Source organism: Rhodococcus jostii RHA1 (genome assembly GCF_000014565.1).
GTDB classification, from domain to species: Bacteria; Actinomycetota; Actinomycetes; order Mycobacteriales; family Mycobacteriaceae; genus Rhodococcus_F; species Rhodococcus_F jostii_A.
In genome coordinates, this window is record NC_008269.1 from 727,377 (window position 1) to 746,668 (window position 19,292).

Annotated in this window: 22 protein-coding genes and 2 pseudogenes; 15 read left to right on the plus strand and 9 right to left on the minus strand. The window is 67.6% G+C overall.

Annotated elements, in window-relative coordinates; all coding sequences use genetic code 11:
- Positions 1 to 51 precede the first annotated feature (51 nt).
- The 4 genes from RHA1_RS47515 to RHA1_RS39065 all read left to right on the plus strand — a co-directional run bounded on the left by RHA1_RS47515 (position 52) and on the right by RHA1_RS39065 (position 4,193).
- Positions 52 to 321 carry a hypothetical protein gene (locus RHA1_RS47515; RefSeq protein WP_148228474.1) on the plus strand — a complete coding sequence of 90 codons (270 nt, stop codon included), beginning with the start codon at positions 52 to 54 and terminating at the stop codon, positions 319 to 321.
- A gap of 537 nt (positions 322 to 858) precedes the next feature.
- Positions 859 to 2,868, plus strand: coding sequence for an ADP-ribosyltransferase (locus RHA1_RS39060; protein ID WP_041813222.1), 2,010 nt, complete (start codon positions 859 to 861; stop codon positions 2,866 to 2,868).
- A 69-nt stretch (positions 2,869 to 2,937) separates the two neighbouring features.
- Positions 2,938 to 3,108 (plus strand): helix-turn-helix domain-containing protein, encoded by a 171-nt coding sequence (locus RHA1_RS50930; protein WP_011599477.1) that lies wholly within the window; start codon positions 2,938 to 2,940, stop codon positions 3,106 to 3,108.
- Complete coding sequence (locus tag RHA1_RS39065) at positions 3,105 to 4,193, plus strand: ADP-ribosylglycohydrolase family protein (protein ID WP_011599478.1); 1,089 nt, start codon at positions 3,105 to 3,107, stop codon at positions 4,191 to 4,193. The genes RHA1_RS50930 and RHA1_RS39065 overlap by 4 nt, the downstream gene beginning before the upstream one ends.
- Positions 4,194 to 4,246: 53 nt before the next feature.
- Here RHA1_RS39065 and RHA1_RS39070 read toward each other — a convergent pair whose 3' ends face one another.
- Positions 4,247 to 4,426, minus strand: coding sequence for a YegP family protein (locus tag RHA1_RS39070; protein ID WP_005256424.1), 180 nt, complete (start codon positions 4,424 to 4,426; stop codon positions 4,247 to 4,249).
- Positions 4,427 to 4,578: 152 nt separating this feature from the next.
- Between RHA1_RS39070 and RHA1_RS39075 the strand changes: the two genes are divergently transcribed.
- Positions 4,579 to 4,926 carry a histone-like nucleoid-structuring protein Lsr2 gene (locus RHA1_RS39075; RefSeq protein ID WP_011599479.1) on the plus strand — a complete coding sequence of 116 codons (348 nt, stop codon included), beginning with the start codon at positions 4,579 to 4,581 and terminating at the stop codon, positions 4,924 to 4,926.
- Positions 4,927 to 5,188: 262 nt separating this feature from the next.
- Here the strand turns inward: RHA1_RS39075 and RHA1_RS39080 are convergent.
- Positions 5,189 to 5,440: pseudogene (locus RHA1_RS39080) on the minus strand (ATP-dependent DNA ligase); the annotation flags it as partial.
- A gap of 180 nt (positions 5,441 to 5,620) precedes the next feature.
- On the opposite strand from RHA1_RS39080, the gene RHA1_RS39085 reads away from it, so the two are divergent.
- The 7 genes from RHA1_RS39085 to RHA1_RS39110 all read left to right on the plus strand — a co-directional run bounded on the left by RHA1_RS39085 (position 5,621) and on the right by RHA1_RS39110 (position 11,176).
- Positions 5,621 to 5,890 (plus strand): hypothetical protein, encoded by a 270-nt coding sequence (locus RHA1_RS39085; RefSeq protein ID WP_011599481.1) that lies wholly within the window; start codon positions 5,621 to 5,623, stop codon positions 5,888 to 5,890.
- Positions 5,887 to 6,213 (plus strand): hypothetical protein, encoded by a 327-nt coding sequence (locus RHA1_RS39090; protein ID WP_011599482.1) that lies wholly within the window; start codon positions 5,887 to 5,889, stop codon positions 6,211 to 6,213. Before RHA1_RS39085 ends, RHA1_RS39090 begins: the two co-directional genes overlap by 4 nt.
- A gap of 1,041 nt (positions 6,214 to 7,254) precedes the next feature.
- Positions 7,255 to 8,496, plus strand: coding sequence for a saccharopine dehydrogenase family protein (locus tag RHA1_RS39095; RefSeq protein ID WP_050787572.1), 1,242 nt, complete (start codon positions 7,255 to 7,257; stop codon positions 8,494 to 8,496).
- 583 nt (positions 8,497 to 9,079) lie between these two features.
- Complete coding sequence (locus tag RHA1_RS39100) at positions 9,080 to 9,325, plus strand: helix-turn-helix transcriptional regulator (RefSeq protein ID WP_011599485.1); 246 nt, start codon at positions 9,080 to 9,082, stop codon at positions 9,323 to 9,325.
- Positions 9,326 to 9,546: 221 nt separating this feature from the next.
- Positions 9,547 to 10,242 carry a class I SAM-dependent methyltransferase gene (locus tag RHA1_RS39105; RefSeq protein ID WP_011599486.1) on the plus strand — a complete coding sequence of 232 codons (696 nt, stop codon included), beginning with the start codon at positions 9,547 to 9,549 and terminating at the stop codon, positions 10,240 to 10,242.
- Between the two features lie 171 nt (positions 10,243 to 10,413).
- Positions 10,414 to 10,596, plus strand: coding sequence for a hypothetical protein (locus RHA1_RS49920; protein WP_148228475.1), 183 nt, complete (start codon positions 10,414 to 10,416; stop codon positions 10,594 to 10,596).
- 100 nt (positions 10,597 to 10,696) lie between these two features.
- Complete coding sequence (locus RHA1_RS39110; RefSeq protein WP_011599488.1) at positions 10,697 to 11,176, plus strand: hypothetical protein; 480 nt, start codon at positions 10,697 to 10,699, stop codon at positions 11,174 to 11,176.
- Positions 11,177 to 11,322: 146 nt separating this feature from the next.
- Here the strand turns inward: RHA1_RS39110 and RHA1_RS39115 are convergent.
- Positions 11,323 to 11,576 (minus strand): annotated as a pseudogene (locus tag RHA1_RS39115) (hypothetical protein); the annotation flags it as partial.
- 413 nt (positions 11,577 to 11,989) lie between these two features.
- Here RHA1_RS39115 and RHA1_RS50935 point away from each other — a divergent pair.
- Together RHA1_RS50935 and RHA1_RS39125 are read left to right on the plus strand one after the other, a co-directional pair.
- Positions 11,990 to 12,130, plus strand: coding sequence for a hypothetical protein (locus RHA1_RS50935; protein ID WP_167540988.1), 141 nt, complete (start codon positions 11,990 to 11,992; stop codon positions 12,128 to 12,130).
- 116 nt (positions 12,131 to 12,246) lie between these two features.
- Entirely contained in the window at positions 12,247 to 12,723 is a 477-nt protein-coding gene (locus RHA1_RS39125; protein ID WP_063721813.1) for a hypothetical protein, read from the plus strand.
- Positions 12,724 to 12,849: 126 nt separating this feature from the next.
- Here RHA1_RS39125 and RHA1_RS39130 read toward each other — a convergent pair whose 3' ends face one another.
- Positions 12,850 to 13,497, minus strand: a complete 648-nt coding sequence (locus RHA1_RS39130) for a PAS and ANTAR domain-containing protein (protein ID WP_011599492.1) — start codon at positions 13,495 to 13,497, stop codon at positions 12,850 to 12,852.
- 265 nt (positions 13,498 to 13,762) lie between these two features.
- On the opposite strand from RHA1_RS39130, the gene RHA1_RS50940 reads away from it, so the two are divergent.
- On the plus strand, positions 13,763 to 13,918 hold the full coding sequence (locus RHA1_RS50940; RefSeq protein ID WP_167540989.1) for a hypothetical protein: 156 nt from the start codon (positions 13,763 to 13,765) through the stop codon (positions 13,916 to 13,918).
- A 324-nt stretch (positions 13,919 to 14,242) separates the two neighbouring features.
- Here RHA1_RS50940 and RHA1_RS49925 read toward each other — a convergent pair whose 3' ends face one another.
- The 5 genes from RHA1_RS49925 to RHA1_RS39155 all read right to left on the minus strand — a co-directional run bounded on the left by RHA1_RS49925 (position 14,243) and on the right by RHA1_RS39155 (position 19,189).
- Positions 14,243 to 14,578, minus strand: a complete 336-nt coding sequence (locus RHA1_RS49925) for a VOC family protein (RefSeq protein ID WP_041813225.1) — start codon at positions 14,576 to 14,578, stop codon at positions 14,243 to 14,245.
- 531 nt (positions 14,579 to 15,109) lie between these two features.
- Positions 15,110 to 15,724, minus strand: a complete 615-nt coding sequence (locus RHA1_RS39140) for an RES family NAD+ phosphorylase (RefSeq protein WP_148228476.1) — start codon at positions 15,722 to 15,724, stop codon at positions 15,110 to 15,112.
- A gap of 19 nt (positions 15,725 to 15,743) precedes the next feature.
- Complete coding sequence (locus tag RHA1_RS49935; protein WP_050787575.1) at positions 15,744 to 16,358, minus strand: hypothetical protein; 615 nt, start codon at positions 16,356 to 16,358, stop codon at positions 15,744 to 15,746.
- A 460-nt stretch (positions 16,359 to 16,818) separates the two neighbouring features.
- Positions 16,819 to 17,070 (minus strand): hypothetical protein, encoded by a 252-nt coding sequence (locus RHA1_RS39150; protein WP_011599497.1) that lies wholly within the window; start codon positions 17,068 to 17,070, stop codon positions 16,819 to 16,821.
- A gap of 241 nt (positions 17,071 to 17,311) precedes the next feature.
- Complete coding sequence (locus RHA1_RS39155; RefSeq protein WP_011599498.1) at positions 17,312 to 19,189, minus strand: RNB domain-containing ribonuclease; 1,878 nt, start codon at positions 19,187 to 19,189, stop codon at positions 17,312 to 17,314.
- Between the last annotated feature and the right edge of the window lie 103 nt (positions 19,190 to 19,292).

The window sequence follows — 19,292 nt, forward strand, 5'->3', positions numbered from 1 at the left end:
GGTCATGTCGTGAGACAGAAATCGATCACACCTGGTCAGTACGGCCGAGACATGCCACCAGCTCGGAGAACCTACAACAACCCGGCCGCCCGCTGGACCTTCTGCCACCTGTGTCATCACCGCGGCTATCACAGCCGCGCCGACGCCAAAGCGGTCCGCAAACGGCACCCCGGCGAGAAGGGACTCGCCGTCTTCGTCTGCCCGCACACCACGGGACTGTTCCATATCGGTCACCGCCCAGACGCGCTGACCAGCGGGCAGATCGACCGGCAACGACTCCGGGGCCAAGCAGTGCGAGCAGCACGAGGTCAGCGGCAGTGAGCCGCCACAGCACCACGCTCCGACCCCCGCTCGCCCTCGCGCCCGGTGCCCTCGGTTGCTTCGGGGTCGCCGACCCTCGCCCTGGCATCGCCGGTAAAAGTGAGGTTGCCGCCTGGACGGAAGTCAAGTCCCACGAGTGGATCCCGCTTGCAACATACAATCGTGAACTTGTAAAGTATGGGCCTGGCGGGCGGCGAGATGATTCTCGGACGCCTGCTGCCCGAGGCAGGCTGGCGCGAAACGGACCGGGGCGGGGGCGTGAACGACATGCCCCACGACAACCTACTCATTGCGCCCGTGCACCCGGCAGGGCGGCGATGTAACCGACTCGCCCGCCATGTGATCGGCGGCCGACCCGCGTGTGGGGACGTGCCGTCTGCCCAGAAAGATGCCCCGATGTGCCGCTCGAAAGCCCACGGAAATGGGCGCCGCTGCCCCGGCTGCGGAAGCTACAAGGCCGCCGCAAAAGCCAACGCCAACAGACGACTGGGCCGCGAAGCCCGGAAAAAGGTGGTCGACCACCTGAAAGAGCAAGGCATGGCCCTGACCGCGGCCGCGGTGCAATCGGCACCACCGAGCGTCCTACCGGAGCTGATGGCCGCGTTGGGAATCGACCCCTCGGTGCTGGGGGACACCCCGATGCCGAGCACCCACGCCAAGCCCCCGTCGGCGAAGCTGCTGATCGCCCATGCTGAGGCCGAGCGCGTGAAGCTGGCCAGCTCGCAGATTACTTCGGCGCAGGCCGCTCTCGATGAAGCCGAGCAACGCGTCGCCGACGCAGACGCGGAGGCCGAGGAAGCCCGCAAGGCGGTCAACCGGATTCGGGCCCGACTGAGGAAGGCAAAGAAGGCTGTCGAGGACGGCACCGGTTCATCGTTCGACATCGCAGCGAAGCAGAAGGACCTCGACGACGCCAAACAGGCATATCTCGACGCCAAGCGCCGACAGGTCGAGGCCCGGGAAGATCTGGCCGCAGCGAAGTTCGGGATGCGCGACGACATGACCACCGACGCCGAACGCGACGCCTACTATGCGTCGCTCTCGGATGACGAGGTCGATGCGATCGCCCGATCGCTCAACCGCCGCTCCGCAGCTGAAGCGGCGCAGGCGCTCACCGAGGGTGGCCAGCCCGCCCTGGCATCATCACCCAGGGACACGAGCGTTTACAACGCCGGCACCATCGCGATGGAAACCGGATCCGGTGTCACCGAAGTCGAGGGGCGTCTCCTCGACGGCGGTACCGCCATCTACCGGCGCGGCGCCTCGGACTTCGTCATCTTGCAACGCAAGGGCGACGCCTACCACCCGGTTGCCCAGGCGCACGGCAAGAACGATGCCCTGGCCAAGGCCAACCGCATCCCAGTCATGACCGGGCCCGATCCGTTGCCCGCGAACGCCACGGAGATGCAGAAGCAAGCCCACGCCATGAAGGGTGACGTCGCCCTCGTCGTGGCTCGCCGAGCAGTCGACGGCTACGCCTCCACACCGTCCGCTCAACAGGCGACGATCGACGAGGAGATGGCCGAGGCGCGGGACAAGCTGACCGACTCGGTCGGCGGCGGCCCCGCCCGCGCGGACATCCACGACGGCATCAAGCGGCACCGTCGTGCGATGCAGGAGAAGGCCGCGGTCGAGGCCGGCGAGCAGGCCCGGGCGACAGCACTGGCCGTCGGCGCCACCACGGCCGAGGCCGACGCCGCCTACGCCAAGGCACACAGGCGCGCACTGGGAACCCAGACGGTCGGCGGAGGCACCATCCCGCACTTCGACCACGACATCCCACCGCAGAGTCTCGGCTCCGACAAGCACGCCAGTTTGTGGCGCAGCGGAATCCGCGCCTACGGCCAGGAAACCGCCGACGACTACGCCGTGATCGCGCAGCGGGCCGGGGACCTGAAGGCCTGGGGATTCCAGACCGGACCCGGCGGGCATGTGCAGACCTCGAACATCGGCGCGCTGACCACCTCGAACGCGGAATTCGTGCAGAAGGTACTCAGCTACAAGGAACGCAGCGCACTGACCACCTACACAGGCGGCAGCTACCGCTCGATCAACGCCGCCATCACCGGCCGCGACGCGAACCCGTCCGGACACATCAAGACCGTGGTGTCCCAGCTGGACTCGGCATTCGACAAGTTCCGCGGGCACAACCCGAACAAACAACCGATGACACTGGTTCGCGGCACCCAGGTCCCGAGCGGGTGGAAGGGCACCACCGAGGAGTACATCGACTCGGCCTTCACCGTCGGGTCGCGGATGGAGATCGGCAAGGTCACCAGCTTCTCCACCAACCACGGCACGGCGCACAACTTCGCCGGCCACCCGCCGTACATGATGGTCGTCCGCACTCGGGACGGGCTTCCGGTCAAGTCGATCTCGAGCTACTCCTCCGAGGACGAGGTGGTTGTCCCGATGGGCACCAACCTGCGGTGCGTGAAGGTCGACCATCACGGCATCGGCGGCCGGCCGACGGTGTACATGGTCGCCGAGGACCTGGTCGCCGAAGCCGACGGCGGCTCCGGCGGTAGCGCGACCACGGCCGCGTAACCCATTCTCTACCAGGTAAAATGACATGTCCCCTCCCGAAGAAGGGGCGACGAGGAAAGGACCATCGCCATGGCCGCACTCAACGATGAGCAACTCGACGAGATCCGCCGGCACCTCGACGAAGGCATGACCCCCGACGCGATCGCCGACTACCTCGGCCGCGTCGCGGACCTGGACCTGATGGACATCGTCACCATCCGCTCCGCGGCCGTCGCCCTTTCCCGTGGGGGGACCCCATGACCGCACCCACCGCCGGCAGCGACACCGCACTGCTCGCCCGCTACGGAAACGCCCTGACCGGCCTGGCCGCCGGCGACGCCTGGGGATACCAGGTCGAATTCACCAGCTACACACGGATGCCGGCCTACCCGGTCGCCCCACCCGCCGGTCGGTGGTGGACGGTCTCAGACGATACCCAGATGACTCTTGCCCTTCATTGGGCTCTGGCCGAGGTTCCCGACTTCGGCGACATCGAAGCCGTCACCGACGCCGTCACCCGGCAGTTCCTGCTGTGGCAGGTCGACCCCGACAACACCCGGGCGCCGGGCCGCGCCTGCATGACGTCGCTGCGCAACCTCCGTGCCGGTGCCCGCTGGTACGACACCGACGGCGCCGTCGAATCCGCCGGCTGCGGGGCCGTGATGCGCCTGGTCCCCACCGCCTTCGCACCCGACCCGTATTGGTTGGGCTTGACCGCACTGCAGGCCGTGATCACCCACAAGCACCCGCGGGCCGTGGTGCCGGCATTGCTGCTCGCCGACGCCATCCGCCACGCGCCCGAGTACCGCGGCCGGTTCCTCGAGCACGCCCTGACAGTGGCTGCGCAGATCTACAACGGCACCAGCGCCTGGACCACGGATCCGTACCTGCGGGACGTCCTCGCCCCGATCACCGGGGACGTGCCGTCATACCTGGTAGACGGGCTGAACGACGGGACCGCAGACATCCTCACCGCCGCCGCGGGCCGCCTCGAACAGCTGCGCCCTCTGTCGCCGTCCGACTTCGGGGACCCCTGTGCCGGGATCGGTGAGGGGTGGGAGTCGGCCAGCGCCGTCGCCCTGGCCCTGCTGGTCGCCGACCTCGCCACCACCTCCGACAATGCCGGCACCGCCGCCTTGACCGGGCCGGAGGCGCTCGCCTGGGCATCGACGAGCAACGGCGACTCGGACTCCATCGCCTGCATCGCCGGCGGCCTCATCGGCTCCGCCCACCCCGAAAAGGACTACTGGGCCGCCGCGGGCCTGACACCCACCTTCGAGCCCCGCTACGCCGAGGAAATCATGGCTGCGGCCAGCCAGCTCCCCGTCGGTGCTCCGGCCGACTGACACTCCTGCCGCGTCTTGTTCTCGCGACGTTACGGCCCCGCCAGGAGCGGGTGTCAGGTCAGGTCGTCGGTCGGGGCGGTTGCCGCATTGGATTTGATCGACTCAATCCCGTTCTGGGCCGCCGCCTTCGATGTGTAACCCTGACTGGCCGCGATGATTTCGCCGTTCGCAGCCTTCAAGTGAAACCGAAACTGTCCGGCGGTGTCCTTGAACAGCTCGAACTTCGCAGTCATCGCTCCTCCTCCGGTGAGTCCACGAGTGTCGCGGACCCCGTGCCACTTCACGGTAGGTCGACCGAGAGCCCACCGGCGGCAGAACACTCTTTTCTTCCGGTACTGCCAGTAGTGTCGTCTGGTCCGTACCGAAGAACTCGAGGAGTGGATCTGTGGCACGCAAGGTCGTAGTAGAGCTGGCCGACGACATCGACGGCACCGTCTTCGGCGACGACGGTGAGAGCATCAGCTATGCCGTCGACGGCGTCGAGTACGTGATCGACCTGAAGGACGAGCACGCGAAGGAACTCCGGGAGACCTTCGAGTACTACATCGCCCACTCCACCCGGGTCGGCGGCCGCAAACACCGCGCGGACCGGCAGGTCAACCCCACTGCTCCGAAACGGTCATCGGGCGAAACGAAGAAGGTCCGCGCTTGGGCGATCGAGCAGGGCCACCAGCTCTCCTCCCGCGGCCGCATCCCCGCCGAGATCGAGCAGGCCTTCCACGACGCCCACTGACCACGGGTGACCCGTGCAGGATCGCCACCCTCGCCGGGACACCCGCCTTCGGAATACCAGTAGATCGTCCGCTGCTGAAGAGGTCGACGGTGGCGCTCATACCCCGGGTACCACACCAGAAGAGTCGCTGCGAGCGACCACTTGCCGAGAGGCGATATGGCGTCACCGTCCCCCTGTCGCCGGGGAAGGCGACAGCGGCTTCCCCTTGCTCGGATACACTCCGTCACAAGGAATCCCGGGTGATCGACCCAGGATCCAGATCTCGGGCGAGGGCCACGATCTCGCCGTCGAAGGCGATGCGGCCACGCCGGTCGAACGTCTCGGACAGCGCCGCGGCCACCTCCGGGTACGAGGAGGTGACGACGTTGAGGTTGCGGGTCCACAACACCGGCGGCTCGCCGCCTCCGGCCGCAGCTATTAGGCGGAAGCCGTCGTACTTCATTTCCGCCCCCCAGTTGCCGGTGTTTTCCGGTGGTTCACCCGGTGTGGCCAGCATCGGCGCGATCAGCCGCATAGGGCCGATTGTGCACCCATTGGCGCAGCTCCGGCGACCTTCCCGGTTCACATCGCCGAGGGTGTGGGGCAATCACGGACCCGCCCACGGACCGGCCGGACCGCTCGAACGGCGGCGGCATGACACCCTGTCCGAAACAGCTTTCCCCCCCGCCGAACGCCGGAAGGACCCCGCACACCCATGACCACCTGGACCCTCTGGATCGGCGCCCTGTTGGTCGTCGGCGGCTCGGCCGCCCAACTCACACATCACACCGCGGCGGCCCGCGCCCTCTGGGTGCTCGCCGTGCCCGCCTTCATCGCCACGACAGTCGGGGCGGTGACCGCTGCCGAGTTCTCACTGCCGTTGGTGTTGATCCTCGTGGCCGCGATCGCGGCGACCTGCGCCCTGATCACGGTCAGCCGTGAGCCGACAAACGCCAATGCCGCCGCGCGACGGGGCGCGCAGTGATCACCGCGGTCTGCGCCATGGTGCTCGGCGTCCTACTCGCCGGATCGGACCTGACCGGCCGGTGGCGAACCCGCCGGTCGGAGCGGGTGCGGATCGCCGAGATCGCCGCACGTCTCGACCGCTTCCAGTGGTGGGTGCTCGAGGATCTCGCCGAGGCACGCCAGGCATTCCTGTACCGAGACCACAGCCAGGGGGACAAGGAGGTCCGGGCGTTCCTCGCTGCCCGCGAGGCTGCCATCAAGGTCGGTATCCCCGACGAGGTGGCGGTATACCGGCTGGCTGACCAGATGATCCGGGAACGGGACCAGCAACGGCTGGGATAAACCCGCACGTAGCGGTGCGGCCTCCGAAGAGTCCCACGAGTCCGGCCGTACCCATCAGGCAGACGACCACTCCAAAGAGCCAGGGCTTACCAGGGTGTCCGCCTGGTCGAGCGGTGGCCTTGTTCGGGAACGCGGAGCCAGCCCGGTAGGCGTGGACTCCTGCTTAGAGAATGTCTGGGTCGTGGCCGCGATGGTCAGTCACCCGGTGAACAGGATGTGGACCGACAGGAGCAATGACGATGGCATAGATGTTGGGGATCGACGTGGCCGTCCGGGCGGAGCATCAGGCGACGCTGGCCAGTGATGGTGCCATGGTATGGCGTGGCCGGAAGAGGTGCGGGCCGATGCTTCCCGGGCGTACGCCCCACCGGCCCGCACCACGCTTTGTGCCCCCGATGTTCGAACGGGGAACCTGCTGGGCAGACACACAGGAACCCTCTGAGTGGGGCAGTGCCGAGGCTACCACGCGCTCGAACAGGTGTGCGAAAATTGCTCAATCGGCGCCCGATCTCTGCCCCAACGGCAACCCGTTGGGGCCAGGCCGTGCTTGGTGGGATGGGAGATCTGCGGGTGCCCAGCAGCGGCGACCGAGAACTCCGGGCGCCGCCTTACCACCAGCCTCGTGCGGACTGACAGGGCGAATCCCGCCCTGCTCCGCTGCGCAACCGCAGGCGGACCGGTGGTTCACTCCTCCCAAGCCTGCCTGCTGACGGGGCGGCGCGGCCGCGCACTCGTCTGTCGGTGACCATCCGTAGACTCGGGTTCGTTCTGTTGAGCATCCCCCCAGATTTTGCTCGCAGAACCCCCGTGGCCCGGCATCACCCCCCGATGCCGGGCCACACCCATGCGGAACCAGACGATTCACCGAGTACGCGTTGTCATCTGCACCCAAAGCGTCGTGAACGAATTTTGACCCGGGGTTATGACACGTCCCCTCCGCTTCGGTCCGAGGACGTTCACCCCACCTTCACCTGGAATGTAGTTACGCGGAGTTACAGCTACCTCTTCTGTCCGATCCGCGGCGCTTGTAGGCTTCCGCGCATGACTGACAGCGGACGCGAACTCGATCTCGCCATCTACGGTGCCACCGGGTTCGTCGGGCGCCTTCTCGCCGACTACCTCGCACGCACCGCCCCCGGCGGTGTGCGGATCGGACTCGCCGGACGGTCCCAGGCGAAACTCGAGGCCACCCGGGCGGCACTCGGGCCCCGCGCCGCCGACTGGCCGATCATCCTCGCCGATGCCGACGACCCTGTCGCGCTCGCCGAGCTGGCCTCCCGCACACGGGTTGTCGCGACCACGGTGGGACCGTACGCGAAGTACGGCATCGAACTCGTCACCGCCGCCGTCGCGGCCGGCACCGACTACGTCGACCTGACCGGGGAGGTGCTGTTCGTCCGCGCCAGCATCGACGCCCACCACGACAAGGCCCGCGCCAACGGCGTGAAGATCGTGCACTCCTGCGGCTACGACTCCATCCCCTCCGACCTGGGCGTGCACGTCCTGCACCAGAAAGTCCAGGCCGACAACGCGGGGGAACTCACCGACACCACCCTGGTCGCGTCGCTGAGCGGCGGCGTCTCCGGCGGGACGATCGATACGCTGCGCACCCAGATCGACCTCTCCCGGGGCGACGCGGCACTGCGCCGGCTCGCCGCCTCCCCGTACTCGCTCAGCCCCGACCGGACCAAGGAACCCGACCTCGGCCGACAATCCGACGTCGCCATCGTCGACGGCACCGACATCGCCCCACAGGTCCGCGGATGGAAGGCACCATTCGTCATGGGCTCCTACAACACCCGCATCGTGCGGCGCAGCAACGCCCTCCAAAACTGGGTGTACGGCCGGGGGTTCAAGTACCGCGAGGTGATGAGCGTCGGCGACTCGCGCCTGTCCCGCGTCTACGCGGCCGGTGTCGCGGCCCTCCTCGGCGGGCTCGTCCTCGGGCTCAGTGTTCCGCCCACCCGATACGTCCTCGACCGCCTCCTCCCCGCACCCGGCGAAGGACCCAGCGAAAAGACGCAGCACAACGGCTACTTCGCGATGGACATCTACACCACCACCACGACCGGCGCCCGGTACGCGTCCCGGGTGGCGGCACAGGGCGATCCCGGATACCGCGCCACCGCGGTCCTGCTGGGGGAGTCGGCCCTGAGCCTGGTGCTCGACCGCGACCGGCTCCCCGGCGAGGCCGGCGTCCTCACCCCGGCCACCGCGCTCGGTGACGTGCTCGTCGAACGACTGCGCGGTGCAGGGGTAGAGATTTCCGCCCGAAAACTCTGACGTGACGCGCGCACGGCCCCGGGCCGATCCGCGCCCGGGGGGAGATGTGCCCCGACCGGTCTTAAGCGCGTCATCTCCGTGAGATGGTCACGCACCCTCGACGGCGGCAAGGGCGCCTGGGCGGGCATCGTCGCCGCCGAGGTGATCGGTGTGGGCTGCGTCCAGGGCTTGGCCCTGTGCGAGGGGACCGACAGCCGGCGGCCGTGGCCTGCGTTCGGGAGCCGAGCTGCAGCGCCCCTGCGCGGCTGCCGTGGCGGCCTCGGCCACCGTGGTGGGGGCCGCGGTGGGGCACGTGAGAGGTCCTCGCCCGGCAGCCTGGAGGGAATCGCGCGGGATGTCGGGGACATGTCATCTCCCCAGCTGGCGGCCGTATTCCGTCGTGCCGGCGCCCGACGTTTGACTGTCCGCGTCATCGAACCTGACGCGCGTGGGCCCCGGTGACGTTCCGCCGGAACGTGCTCCGCAGGACCTCCTTCGAGGAGCTCGCACCTTGCAACGTATCGCTGTATCGTGGGGCGGCACCGACCGAACCGGACACCCGCCGGCATCGCCGAAAGGTGGTGAACAGAAAAGGGGCTCACCGATGGCCAACCCGCATCGACTGACCACCGCTCAGGCCCTCGAGTTGATCAAGGCCGAAACCGGTAACGAGCTGTCCGCCTCGACGTTCCGCGGCTACGTCTCCCGCGGGCAAGCACCGGCACCGGTGGAGTGGATCGGCCGCACCCCGCTGTTCAAACGCTCGGAGATCACCGAGTGGGCCCGCAACAGGCCCGGCCAGGGCGCGCGCACCGATCTGCGCACAGCACGCCGCCGCCGCACCGAATAGTCACCCTCGGTCCCGCGACACCGGAGAGGCGACATGCCGACGGACATCCTGTTCCCCAACGAATCCCGGTGCAGCTCGTGCACTTATCGGGTGGGGGAGTGGCGTGCGTGGATGTGGTGCCCTGAGAGGGAAGGTTCTGGGACCGTTAGGATCGTCCCGGCCTGCGGGGGATCGGCTTCGCACAGCAACGACAGATCAACGATCAGGGGGAACACGCGCACATGACAGTCGGTGAGGTCACTCAGGCGGAGAAGGACGGAGCCAGCAAGTACAGCCGCGCCGTCCTCGCGGCGTACGACACCTTCGTCCTGCAGTGGAGCAACACCTACGCCTGGCGCTGCCCCCGCGAACGGCTCCTGGCCCACTACAACACCCACCTCGGCGGCCGGCACCTCGACATCGGCCCCGGCACCGGCTGGTACCTCCACCACGCCACCTACCCGACCGCGGCGCCGCAGATCACGCTGATGGACCTGGGCACCAACACCATGGCGATGACCACCAGCCGGCTCGCCGACCGGAACATCACCCCCGAGGTGCACACCGGAAGCATCCTCGCCCCCCTCGACCCCGCCGTGGGGGTATTCGATTCCGTCGCAGCGAACTTCGTCTTCCACTGCGTCCCCGGAACCTGGGCACAGAAGGGGACAGCATTCGGGCACATCGCCCAGGTCCTCGCCGACGACGGCGTGTTCTTCGGCTCCACCATCCTCGGCACCGGTGTGGCGCACAACCTCGTCGGCCGCACCCTCTGCGCCCTCTACAACGGGCCGATCAAGGCCTTCGACAACCGGGCCGACGACCTCGACGGCCTGCGCACCGCACTGACGGCCGCATTCGAGACCGTCGACATCACCGTCATCGGAACCGTGGCGGTCTTCGCGGCGCACCGACCACGACGCACCCCGCCGCAGTAGGACACTCACGACCCTCCTCGTCCGGGCAGTGATGCGAACGAGACCGGAGACGACCGGGACGAGTATGTGACGGCCACGCCGCTTGCTGGGTCCACACACCGCCGCCGGTTGTGCCATGCTGGGGGCAGCAGAGAGTCGACGTCGGGGGACAACATGACTGTTCATACATTGGTGCGATCCACAGGCCGGCGGGGCTGGACGGTGCGGTGCGATCTGTGCGAACACACCTTCGCCGCCGCCGTCGCCAGTCGAGCCCAGGCGGTCGCCTTCGCCGAGTCGACCGGGTGGATCGTCGGCGAGCGCACCTGGTGCCCGATGTGCGCAGCGGCCCACACCGCCCGCCGCACAGCCTGACCCGCCAATTCCGCAGCCCGACCCGGAACTCGGGGCGGTTGCCGGGCTGTGAGGTTGAACTCGAACATTTGTCGTCTTGGGTTGAAGGGAACAGGGTGTGATGGGGGAGCTGGCCGCGGCGAGCAAAGTACGCGTGATGGTGTCGTACTGGTGGAGCCGCGGGGACGGTCTCGCCAACCACCAACTCGGCCAGATCCTCACCCGCGCATCAGGTGTGGACCAGGATGATCTCACCGATCCGCAGTCGCTCGACCGCGCGCTGCGGATCGCGGTCGCCGATCCTACGGCGCTGGCCGAGCTGGATGGGTGGTGGCAGATGGTCGAAACCCGCAGAGCCGGAAACGGCACCCGCAACCCGGGACTGGGCCTGGAGCAGTCGATTCGGTACCTCACCGACCGGCTCGACGCCGCCACCGTCACGCCGGAGGCGCTCGACGAATGTTGTCGGCAGGTCGCCGCCGTGGACCAGACGATCATCAGCGCGAAGGACCTTCCCGAACTCACGCACCCAGACGCCGAGACGCTCGACCTCCTCGCCCGCTACCTGGAAGCCCGCTCCCGCGTACTGGCCCTGGCGTAACCCCACCCCGGGTCAGCCAATGCCGGCGGCCGGCCACCGGACAGGATCGGCGAACCGCAATCCGAGGGAGCGACCTGCCAGCATTGCCGGTGCGGCTTGTGTTGACTGCGATGAGCGCTCGCCGATCACGTGGGGACGTGTCGTTCTCACTGGTAGATGCCGGTATCGATCGGGGTGGTAAAAAAATTCCAGAGTTGGAGCAGAGCGGTCCGCAGGCTGGCGGAGGCGATCCGGTGGTCGGCTCGGAGCCGGGGGTTGGGGTGCCCGAGGTCGGCGAGGGTCCGTTCGACCTCCGGCACCGGGATGGGGGAGAGGTCCACCCGGCTGCGCAGGAGGTGACCGATGGCGTCGCGGGAACGGGGATCGCGATCGCTTCGGAATCCACCACCGCTGGCGGGTAGGGGCGGGGAGGGCACAAATTCCATCAGTGACGTAAGTGTCGCGAGGGTCTGGTGGCCGTTGGCAGGGTGCGCATACTCATGCGGTGCGCAGACATCGCGCCCCGCCCGACTGAAAATCTGCTAGCAGAGCTGTGCTAGCTAGCGTTACTAGGGTTGTGCGCCGTCTGAGGCAGCCGCTGTCGACAATGATGCCTCGTCCGGTGTGGACCACCCGAGTCCGAGCCTGACAGATTCACGGCACCCGCACATCGGCGCGGCACCGAGACCTCGAGTCAGCGCCACCAAGCCCCTTTCGAGGGGCCCACCCCTGGTGTCCCCTGGATTGATTACCTGCACAGTCATGTCACCCTCGCGACGAACATCGAATCCGAACCGTGACACCAGCATTGCACGGCCAACCGACAAAGCCGAGGTGCGGTGCGATCTGTGTGAGCACCGATTCGAGGCCGCGGTCGCCGGACATACGTCGGCGGTGGCCTTCGCCCGGATCAACGGGTGGGTCGTCGGCGAGACCACCCGGTGCCCGATGGGCGCGACTGCCCACATCGGCTGAGTGTCAGACCTTTGCGGTGGAGGCTTTCGTGGTCCCCGTCCGTGAGCGTGTACGCCCTGGGCCTTTCCGGATGAGGGGCCGGTGTGCACGCCGGCGTGGCGGGACACTCGGTGACCATGGAATCAGAAGAGCAGCCGGTCGATGCGGCGGTCATCGGAGGAAGGCTGGTGACGCTGGTCGCGGACCGCGACAGCGCAACGCTCTCGCATGCGCTGTCGGCGATGGCGCTCAATACTCGTCCCAGCAATAGGTATCCGGACTACGAGCAAGTGCTGGCATGGGTGCTCGGGCCCATCGGCGAAGTGATCGTGGCCCGTCTCGGACCCGTGCCACCGGGACAGGACCTCGCCCTGAATGTGCTTCGCAAGAACGGCGCCGAGGTTGACCGCGCCGGACTACCCCAATCCGGAGACTGGGTGCTGCGAACGGCCGGAGCGTTACTGTCCTACGACACCAACGGGAAGGAGTGGGTCGCGGCGGCCGGGCGGCAACCGGATCCGGTGCGGCGGGCCACCCTGCTCGCCGATGCCCTGATCTGGCTGGACTTTCTTCTCGATGCCGACGCTCCCGATCTTCCGGATGCGGCGACCTGATGCCACCCCTTCGAACAACGTCGAGCCAGGGCGGTCCACCACCTTCCCTGGCACCGGGCAGATACGCACGCGCCAGAACGGTTGGCTCTTCGGGCCGGCTATTTGAGTCGTTGGGACGAGGACCCGTCACCTACTCCGGAAGCCGGCGCGCTGGTGGGCGGTCAGCAGCAGATGATCGAACCGGGCACGCAGCCCGGTGCCGGGGTCGAATTCGCTGAACCCGGTGACGAGTTGTTCGGCGATTGTGCGGAGCCGGGTGTTGGTTTCCTGGGAGCGCCAGGTCAAGATGTCGAACGCGCGGTCGGCGGTGATGCCGTAGACCAGCATCAACGCACCTTTGGCTTGCTCGATCACCGCCCGGGACTGCGCGAGTTCGGCGACCGCTTCGTCGACCGAGTCCTTGACGTCGCTGCGGTAGGAATCGGTGATGTCGATGTAGAACCCGGTCGTGCCGATCACCTCGCCGGTGTCGTCGTAAAGCCGGTCGCCGACGACCACGACCTGGTGAATCGCGCCGGTGGTGTCGATGATGCGGTGTCTGCTGCTGAACGGTTCGGCGTCGGTAATCATCCGGTCCAGGACTCGGGCGACGCGCGGGTGATCGTCGGGATGCTTGTGGGACAGCAGCAGTTCGGTGGTCGGGGTGACCTGACCGCGTTGGTAGCCGTGCATCTGGGCGACGGCGTCGGACCATTCCCACCGCTGCCCGTCCAGAAGGAATCGGAAGCTGCCCACCCGTTGCGCCTTGCCGACCAACACCTGCTCTGAATCCACGCCCTCTTTCTAGCGCATGGGGGTAGCCGGCGAGTTGCCGTGGTCGTGCGCCCGGGTTTGGCCGCGACCGTTCGGGCCGGGCTTCGCGGCCGGGTGTGGAGGATGTCCGTCGCGCTGGGGTGGGGGGAGGTTCGGTTGGCGTCGCCGGCGTCGGTGATGTACAACTTTGACAGCAGAAAATGTGACACGGGTCACATCACTGTGACGGGGGTGCACACCAATCGGATGTGCCGAGTCCCCGAACATGACGAAAGGTAGGGCGCGCATGACCACAGCCTCGATGATTACGGCGTCTTCGATCACCACGCGACCGCCGATGCGGCGCAGCAGCGGCGCGATGAGCACCGTGGAGATCAAAGCGCGGATCGAGGCCATGTTCGCCGACGACCGCCGTCCGGACCGCCAGACGGGCCCGCGCTGACACCACGAGGGGGACACGAATGACGTGCTGCTTCTGCTGGGCTTGCTGATCACCGCATGCGCTGCCGTCCTGGCGATGCACACCGACGAGCAGTCCCGCTCTCGTCACTGAACAGCGGGACAGTAACCGGAAACTGGCGACACCTCGGTGTCGCAGTCGCGGCGGGCATGAGCCGATCTCGCAGTGCAGTCGGTCCCTGCACCGAGGGAGCAGTCGTCAGATCCACCCAGGCGGGTTTGTTCAGCAGTACCCGGTACTGACACACCGTAAACGGCTATCCGGCAGTGCATTCGGCTCTCAACTGTGCTTCTGCGTGTACTCCGTCTACGGGTGATGCGCCGCAATCCTGATTCGATTGCCCGTGGGGTCGGTGATCGTCGCTGTCCCCTCGATGATGGTCTCGGGGATGATGTCGTGGCGCTCGAGTTCGGCAAGGACGCGATCGATGCCGTCCACCTCGAGAGCCACCGTCGAGCTGCCCGCGCCGTACGGATCGAGGACCAGCTGCAGGGTCGCGTCAGTGGTGAGCTGCCATTCGGCGAGATCGGGCAGGTGACGGTCGGCAGATCGGCCGAAGAACGTTGTGTACCAGGCAACGGCGGCCTCGACGTCGACGACGGAGACTACTGCGTGTACGTGGCTGGGCTCCTGGATGGTCATTCTCCCCGGTGGGCCGAAGCGCACGGATTCTGATCCTCGACACCCGGTTCGTACTCGGTACTCGGACAGCCGAATAGAGGTGAAGGCACGCCATGCGCACCCTCGTCCATCCGGTCCTGTTCCCGTGTGCCACGGTGGTCGCGGTCGGTGCCTGCCTTCCCGTGTCGGCGGTATTGCGCCGGGCGACGTCGCGCTGATCGAGCTGCGCGGCGGCGTCCCCACCGGAATCACCGTCGAGCAGATCGAGAATCAGGCCTATGGCCTTCTATACATCGATGACGGTATTGCTGGGGGCTGATTTGCTACGGGACGCCGCGCTGGTGGGGTCCCGTGCGCCCGGGTGGCATGGGGTGTGATCGTGGGGATCGGCACCATCGCGGTGTTCGGGTTGCGGCTCATAACCCTGTCAGCGACTACTTCCGGGACAATTTTCGACAACGCGCTCACCGATGGCTGGGGCTGTCCTCGCCGCCGGCGGCCTGTCCCACGCCCCACACCGGTGCCAGACAGTGGGAGACCGACTTAAGACGCTTAGATGAGTGTTGCGTTGTATTGTGCGAGATGGGATCTGACCAGCTCCAGCCCGGCGCGGTCATCGAGTTTGATCGGGCCCTGGGAGATGGCCATCAGATCATGCAGTCCCACACCGGCATTGGGTGTGATGGTCATGACGACGGAGTACCGGTCCTCGTCGTTGCGTGCCCGGTACTTGATACCGAGTGCCCTGTCGGTCCCGCACAGGATGGATGCCGCCCAGTCCCGGGTGATCCGGTAGTCGACCGGGTCGCATTTCGTCAGCCAGGTGTCCTGACCGATCGCCGTCAGATGTGAGCCGTGCACCAGTGCGACCGGGACGTCGTCGGTGACGGTGACCTGGGACAGGACTCGACCGGCCAGTTTGGCCTTCCGCAAAATTCTCGGCACGTGATCATCGAGCGGCAGCGACCGGCAGTAGGTCTCCGCGATGCAGGTGGAGATGTCCTCCCCGAAATAGGAGTAGTGGTACGAGCCGTCGGAGGAGTCGAACCGGCCGCCTCCCGCTCCCGCCGGGGTCGGATTCAGGGTCAAGGCGCCCCGGTTCGGGTCGGCGGAGTGGATGCGCCAGAGCTTGGTTCCGGCGGTGAGCGACCCGACGTGCGCGGTCACCGAGGCCGGTGGTGGGCGGTTAGGCAATGTCGTCCGCGATCTCGGCGCGCAGCAACCCGCGCACGGCGTCGAACGCTCCCTCGTCCAGTAGTTGGACCGGGGACTTGCGGTCTTCGGTCGACGGGTTCGGGGAAAGCCACCACGACGCGACACCCCACGGATCGTCCCGGGCACCGAGCGCCACATTGGTTTCCCGCACCACCTGGGTCGCCTCGCCCGGCAGGGAGAACTGAAACTCCGGGTACCGGAACTTCCCGGCCCGCTTGAGCCCGATGACCTCGCCCTTGGCGCTGAGTTTGCGCAGCGCATCGCTGGGGTTGGCCCAGTTCTTGTCGTAGTGGTCGGCGACCTCTTTGGCGGAGAGATGCGGGAACGACAGGATGCGTTCGACGGCGTCGCTCAACACCGTCTTCTCGTCGAGGATGTCGTCCGACTCGATCAGCTCGAGAATCGGGTCGTCCCGATCGATCCGCCCGGCCAGCATGATGTGGGTGACCCTGTCGGCGACCAGCCGCATGCTCGGCCGTTTGTACAGCTCGGCTCGCATCCGGGCGATGAACTCGTGGTCGCTCACGCCGCCGCGCTGCTGTTGCGGATCGGCCTCGTAGCCCGAGGCCGCGGTCTGGTGCGCCATGTTCTCCTCCTCGGTGCCCGGGCAGGTGCTCTTTCTATATAGAAGTCTACCGTAGATCGGTGCTCGCCGGAAAGGGGGCTCAGATGTCATAGCTCGCCGAGCCGGCCCGTACCTGGGTCGCTGCCGGCAGACGCTTTTCGTGCGCAGTGCGGGCGCAAGGCCCCCCGGGACCGACGAGATCGGCACGACCGAGGTCCGACGCGTGCCGCCCGAACGTCCCCGACCCCGCTGCTCCGACCGCTTGCGGTCGACCTCGACGGGCTCTCCCCGCTGCTCGAAGGCGACCCCGTCTACGGCGGCGGCCGCATCGACCTGCGGACCGGCGACGCCTGGCCGGCAATGATCGCGGACGATCACTTGACCGACGACGACCCCGTGTGGTTCGGCAATCGCCGACGACGACCCCGAGTGGTTCGGCACTTCGCATCTCGGTCCTCCTCGGAGTGAGTTCGGTGTCCGTTCACTGCGTCGGATTCTTGCGACAACGCAGTCGGTCACGGTAGTCGTGCAGCCGGACCACCCCCGAGTGCTCGTGGTCCACGAACAGCAAACTCTCGTCCCGGAGAACCCGGGCGGCGATGCGATCGCACCGATAGGCGAACACCCCGACATGTTCGGAAGCGGTGACGTCCTCCGCCAGCCGCAGGGGAAGGCGCGCAAACCGGTAGCCGAGTCTCAGCGCGCTCAGCGGTAGCGACATCATCGTCGTCATTTCACGATGCTAGGCCGGGGCTGCGGCCAGTGGACGAATCAACCCGCCGCCGGGCGGGGTCGGCGGGAAGGGGCAGCTGGGCTTGCGTCGCGCCGCGGCTGGACGCTGACGCCGGGGACATCGTTTGGTGGCGGCGCATAGAGGAGAGCTGCGCCTGAGGCTGAACGGCAGCGATTCAGCAGCCCCGCTGCAGCTTGGTGTGTGCCGCGATCGACAAAAGGGTCGACGCGGGCCGACGTGGTTACTGGTGCGTGAAGAGTGTCTCGATGAGCGCGGCCGCGGATGCGGTCTTCGCCGCCGTTTTCGTGGTCGCGTCGGCGGTGGCGATGTGGCCGGCGAGGTGCACGGTGGCGGTGAAGCGGGGTGCGTGCGCGGGCCCGTCGATGTGAAACTCCCACTCGGGCGGAGCCTGATGGTTGTTCTGGGCGAGACTCATCAGCCAGGCGGTGGGGTTGGACAGTGCCTTGGATTTCTTTGCCCCGTCCAGGTTCAGGGCGGCCGGAGTGGTCGTCCGGTGCGGTTCCGCTGAGGAGGCGGGACCGGCAACCATCGGCGCCGACAGGGGAGCCGTTGGCTCCGGGGATGGCTCGGTGACAGGCCATACCGGTTCCGTGTCAGGGTGGTCGGTACCGGTCAGCTGCGCACGCACTGCCGCCCAGATGGCGGCCTGTTCGGCCGGCTTCTTGGCGGCCGCGATCGCCCACGGCCCGCGGACGCCGAGGTGGGTCGCGCGGGCGGCGAACAGTGGATGGTGGTCGCTGCCGTTGCGCCGGATCTCGAGGTCGGTGGGCGGTTGATCAGGGTGGGATTGCCGCCACACCGACGCCACGCTGGGACCCGTCTCCGGATGGGTGTCGGCGAGGGTGTCCAGGACGCGGAGTTGGAGGGGAAGCCAGGTGGGGTCGGCGGCGTCGATCAGGACCGCGACGTCCGGGGCGGTCAGCAGGTCGGCGTCGACACGGCGGGCGAGCTCGGCGGCGAGTTCGCCCCGAAGTAGTCCGGCGGCTGCGGATTTGAGCACCTTGTGGAAGGTGCGGGCATCGAGGGCGGTGAGATCGCGTGCCGCCTCTTGGGCGACGATGCGTTGGTCGGCGTGTTTGAAGTGATTCTTCTTCGCCTCCCGGGCGGCACGGGTGCGCCGGTTCAGGTCCGCACCGAGGGCAGCGAGCTGCTCACCGGTGTAGGGGGCGGGGGAGTGGTCGAGGTGGGCGAAGATGATCCGCTGGTTGATCAGGTCGGCCACCCGGCGAAGCGGTGAGGTGACATGGGTGTAAGCGCTGAGGCGTAATCCGTAGTGGCCGTGCACCGTCGGATCGTAGGTCGCGGCCCGCAGCGTCGACAGCAGCCGCCCGCGGAGTTTCGCGAACAGGTCCGGGTCTCCGGCCGCGGCGGCGATCTCTTGCATCAGCTCGTCGGTGCTGCCGGCGACCGGGTTGGTGCGGTGGTTGCGGAACAGGATCGGCAACCCCCGCTCGATACACCAGAGGGCGACGGCCTCGTTGGTGGCGATCATCAGCTCCTGCACGATGATGTAGGCGACGGTCCGCAGTTCGGCGGCGATCGCGACGATGGCGCCGTCTTCGTTGGTCGCCCAGCCGCGGGTGAGGTCGTAGAACGCCAGCGCCCCACCGTCGCGGCGGGCGGTCAGCAGGGCCTGTGCGGCGGCATCCGCCGCGGCCAACTGGACATGGAGCGGATGTTCCGGGTCGGTCAGGATGCCGGGCACCTGGGCGTGATCGACGGCAATGCACCGGCCCGACGGGATCTGTCCGCGGGCGATGGTGACGTCGACCAGTCGGCCGTCGGTGGTGAGGGTGCCGGTGACCCGCAGACTGGTCCGCGCGGCTTCGGCGGTCAGGGTGGTCGCCTGTTCGGCCGTCTCGCCGAGCATCGGAATGGTGCGGTCGCGCAGGTACCGGGTCTCCGCCCGCAGGAACGCCTGCTCGTCGGCCACCGACCCCAGTTCCACCACGTCGGCGACGCCGGCGACGTGAACCTCCACCGCCCACCCGCGGCCGCCAGCGAGCGGGGTAACGGCGAAGGCGTCGTCTCTGTCCCGCGCAGACGCGGAGTCGATCATCAGCAGCGTCGACAGGTCGGTGGCAGTCGGTGATGCCATGGTCGATACCCCCTTGGTTCACTACAGGTCTTCGACGATAACCCGCTGCTGTCGCTGCGGGTCGCCGGCACACGCCGGGCCAACCCCCCAGCGTGGGGCATCC

Excerpts from the sequence above, each read along its gene's own strand:
- RHA1_RS47515 (WP_148228474.1), top strand. The coding sequence starts at position 52 with ATGCCACCAGCTCGGAGAACCTACAACAACCCGGCCGCCCGCTGGACC.
- RHA1_RS39060 (WP_041813222.1), top strand. The coding sequence starts at position 859 with ATGGCCCTGACCGCGGCCGCGGTGCAATCGGCACCACCGAGCGTCCTA.
- RHA1_RS50930 (WP_011599477.1), top strand. The coding sequence starts at position 2,938 with ATGGCCGCACTCAACGATGAGCAACTCGACGAGATCCGCCGGCACCTC.
- RHA1_RS39065 (WP_011599478.1), top strand. The coding sequence starts at position 3,105 with ATGACCGCACCCACCGCCGGCAGCGACACCGCACTGCTCGCCCGCTAC.
- RHA1_RS39070 (WP_005256424.1), bottom strand. The coding sequence starts at position 4,426 with ATGACTGCGAAGTTCGAGCTGTTCAAGGACACCGCCGGACAGTTTCGG.
- RHA1_RS39085 (WP_011599481.1), top strand. The coding sequence starts at position 5,621 with ATGACCACCTGGACCCTCTGGATCGGCGCCCTGTTGGTCGTCGGCGGC.
- RHA1_RS39095 (WP_050787572.1), top strand. The coding sequence starts at position 7,255 with ATGACTGACAGCGGACGCGAACTCGATCTCGCCATCTACGGTGCCACC.
- RHA1_RS39100 (WP_011599485.1), top strand. The coding sequence starts at position 9,080 with ATGGCCAACCCGCATCGACTGACCACCGCTCAGGCCCTCGAGTTGATC.
- RHA1_RS39105 (WP_011599486.1), top strand. The coding sequence starts at position 9,547 with ATGACAGTCGGTGAGGTCACTCAGGCGGAGAAGGACGGAGCCAGCAAG.
- RHA1_RS39110 (WP_011599488.1), top strand. The coding sequence starts at position 10,697 with ATGGGGGAGCTGGCCGCGGCGAGCAAAGTACGCGTGATGGTGTCGTAC.
- RHA1_RS39125 (WP_063721813.1), top strand. The coding sequence starts at position 12,247 with ATGGAATCAGAAGAGCAGCCGGTCGATGCGGCGGTCATCGGAGGAAGG.
- RHA1_RS50940 (WP_167540989.1), top strand. The coding sequence starts at position 13,763 with ATGACCACAGCCTCGATGATTACGGCGTCTTCGATCACCACGCGACCG.
- RHA1_RS49925 (WP_041813225.1), bottom strand. The coding sequence starts at position 14,578 with ATGACCATCCAGGAGCCCAGCCACGTACACGCAGTAGTCTCCGTCGTC.
- RHA1_RS49935 (WP_050787575.1), bottom strand. The coding sequence starts at position 16,358 with ATGGCGCACCAGACCGCGGCCTCGGGCTACGAGGCCGATCCGCAACAG.
- RHA1_RS39150 (WP_011599497.1), bottom strand. The coding sequence starts at position 17,070 with ATGACGACGATGATGTCGCTACCGCTGAGCGCGCTGAGACTCGGCTAC.
- RHA1_RS39155 (WP_011599498.1), bottom strand. The coding sequence starts at position 19,189 with ATGGCATCACCGACTGCCACCGACCTGTCGACGCTGCTGATGATCGAC.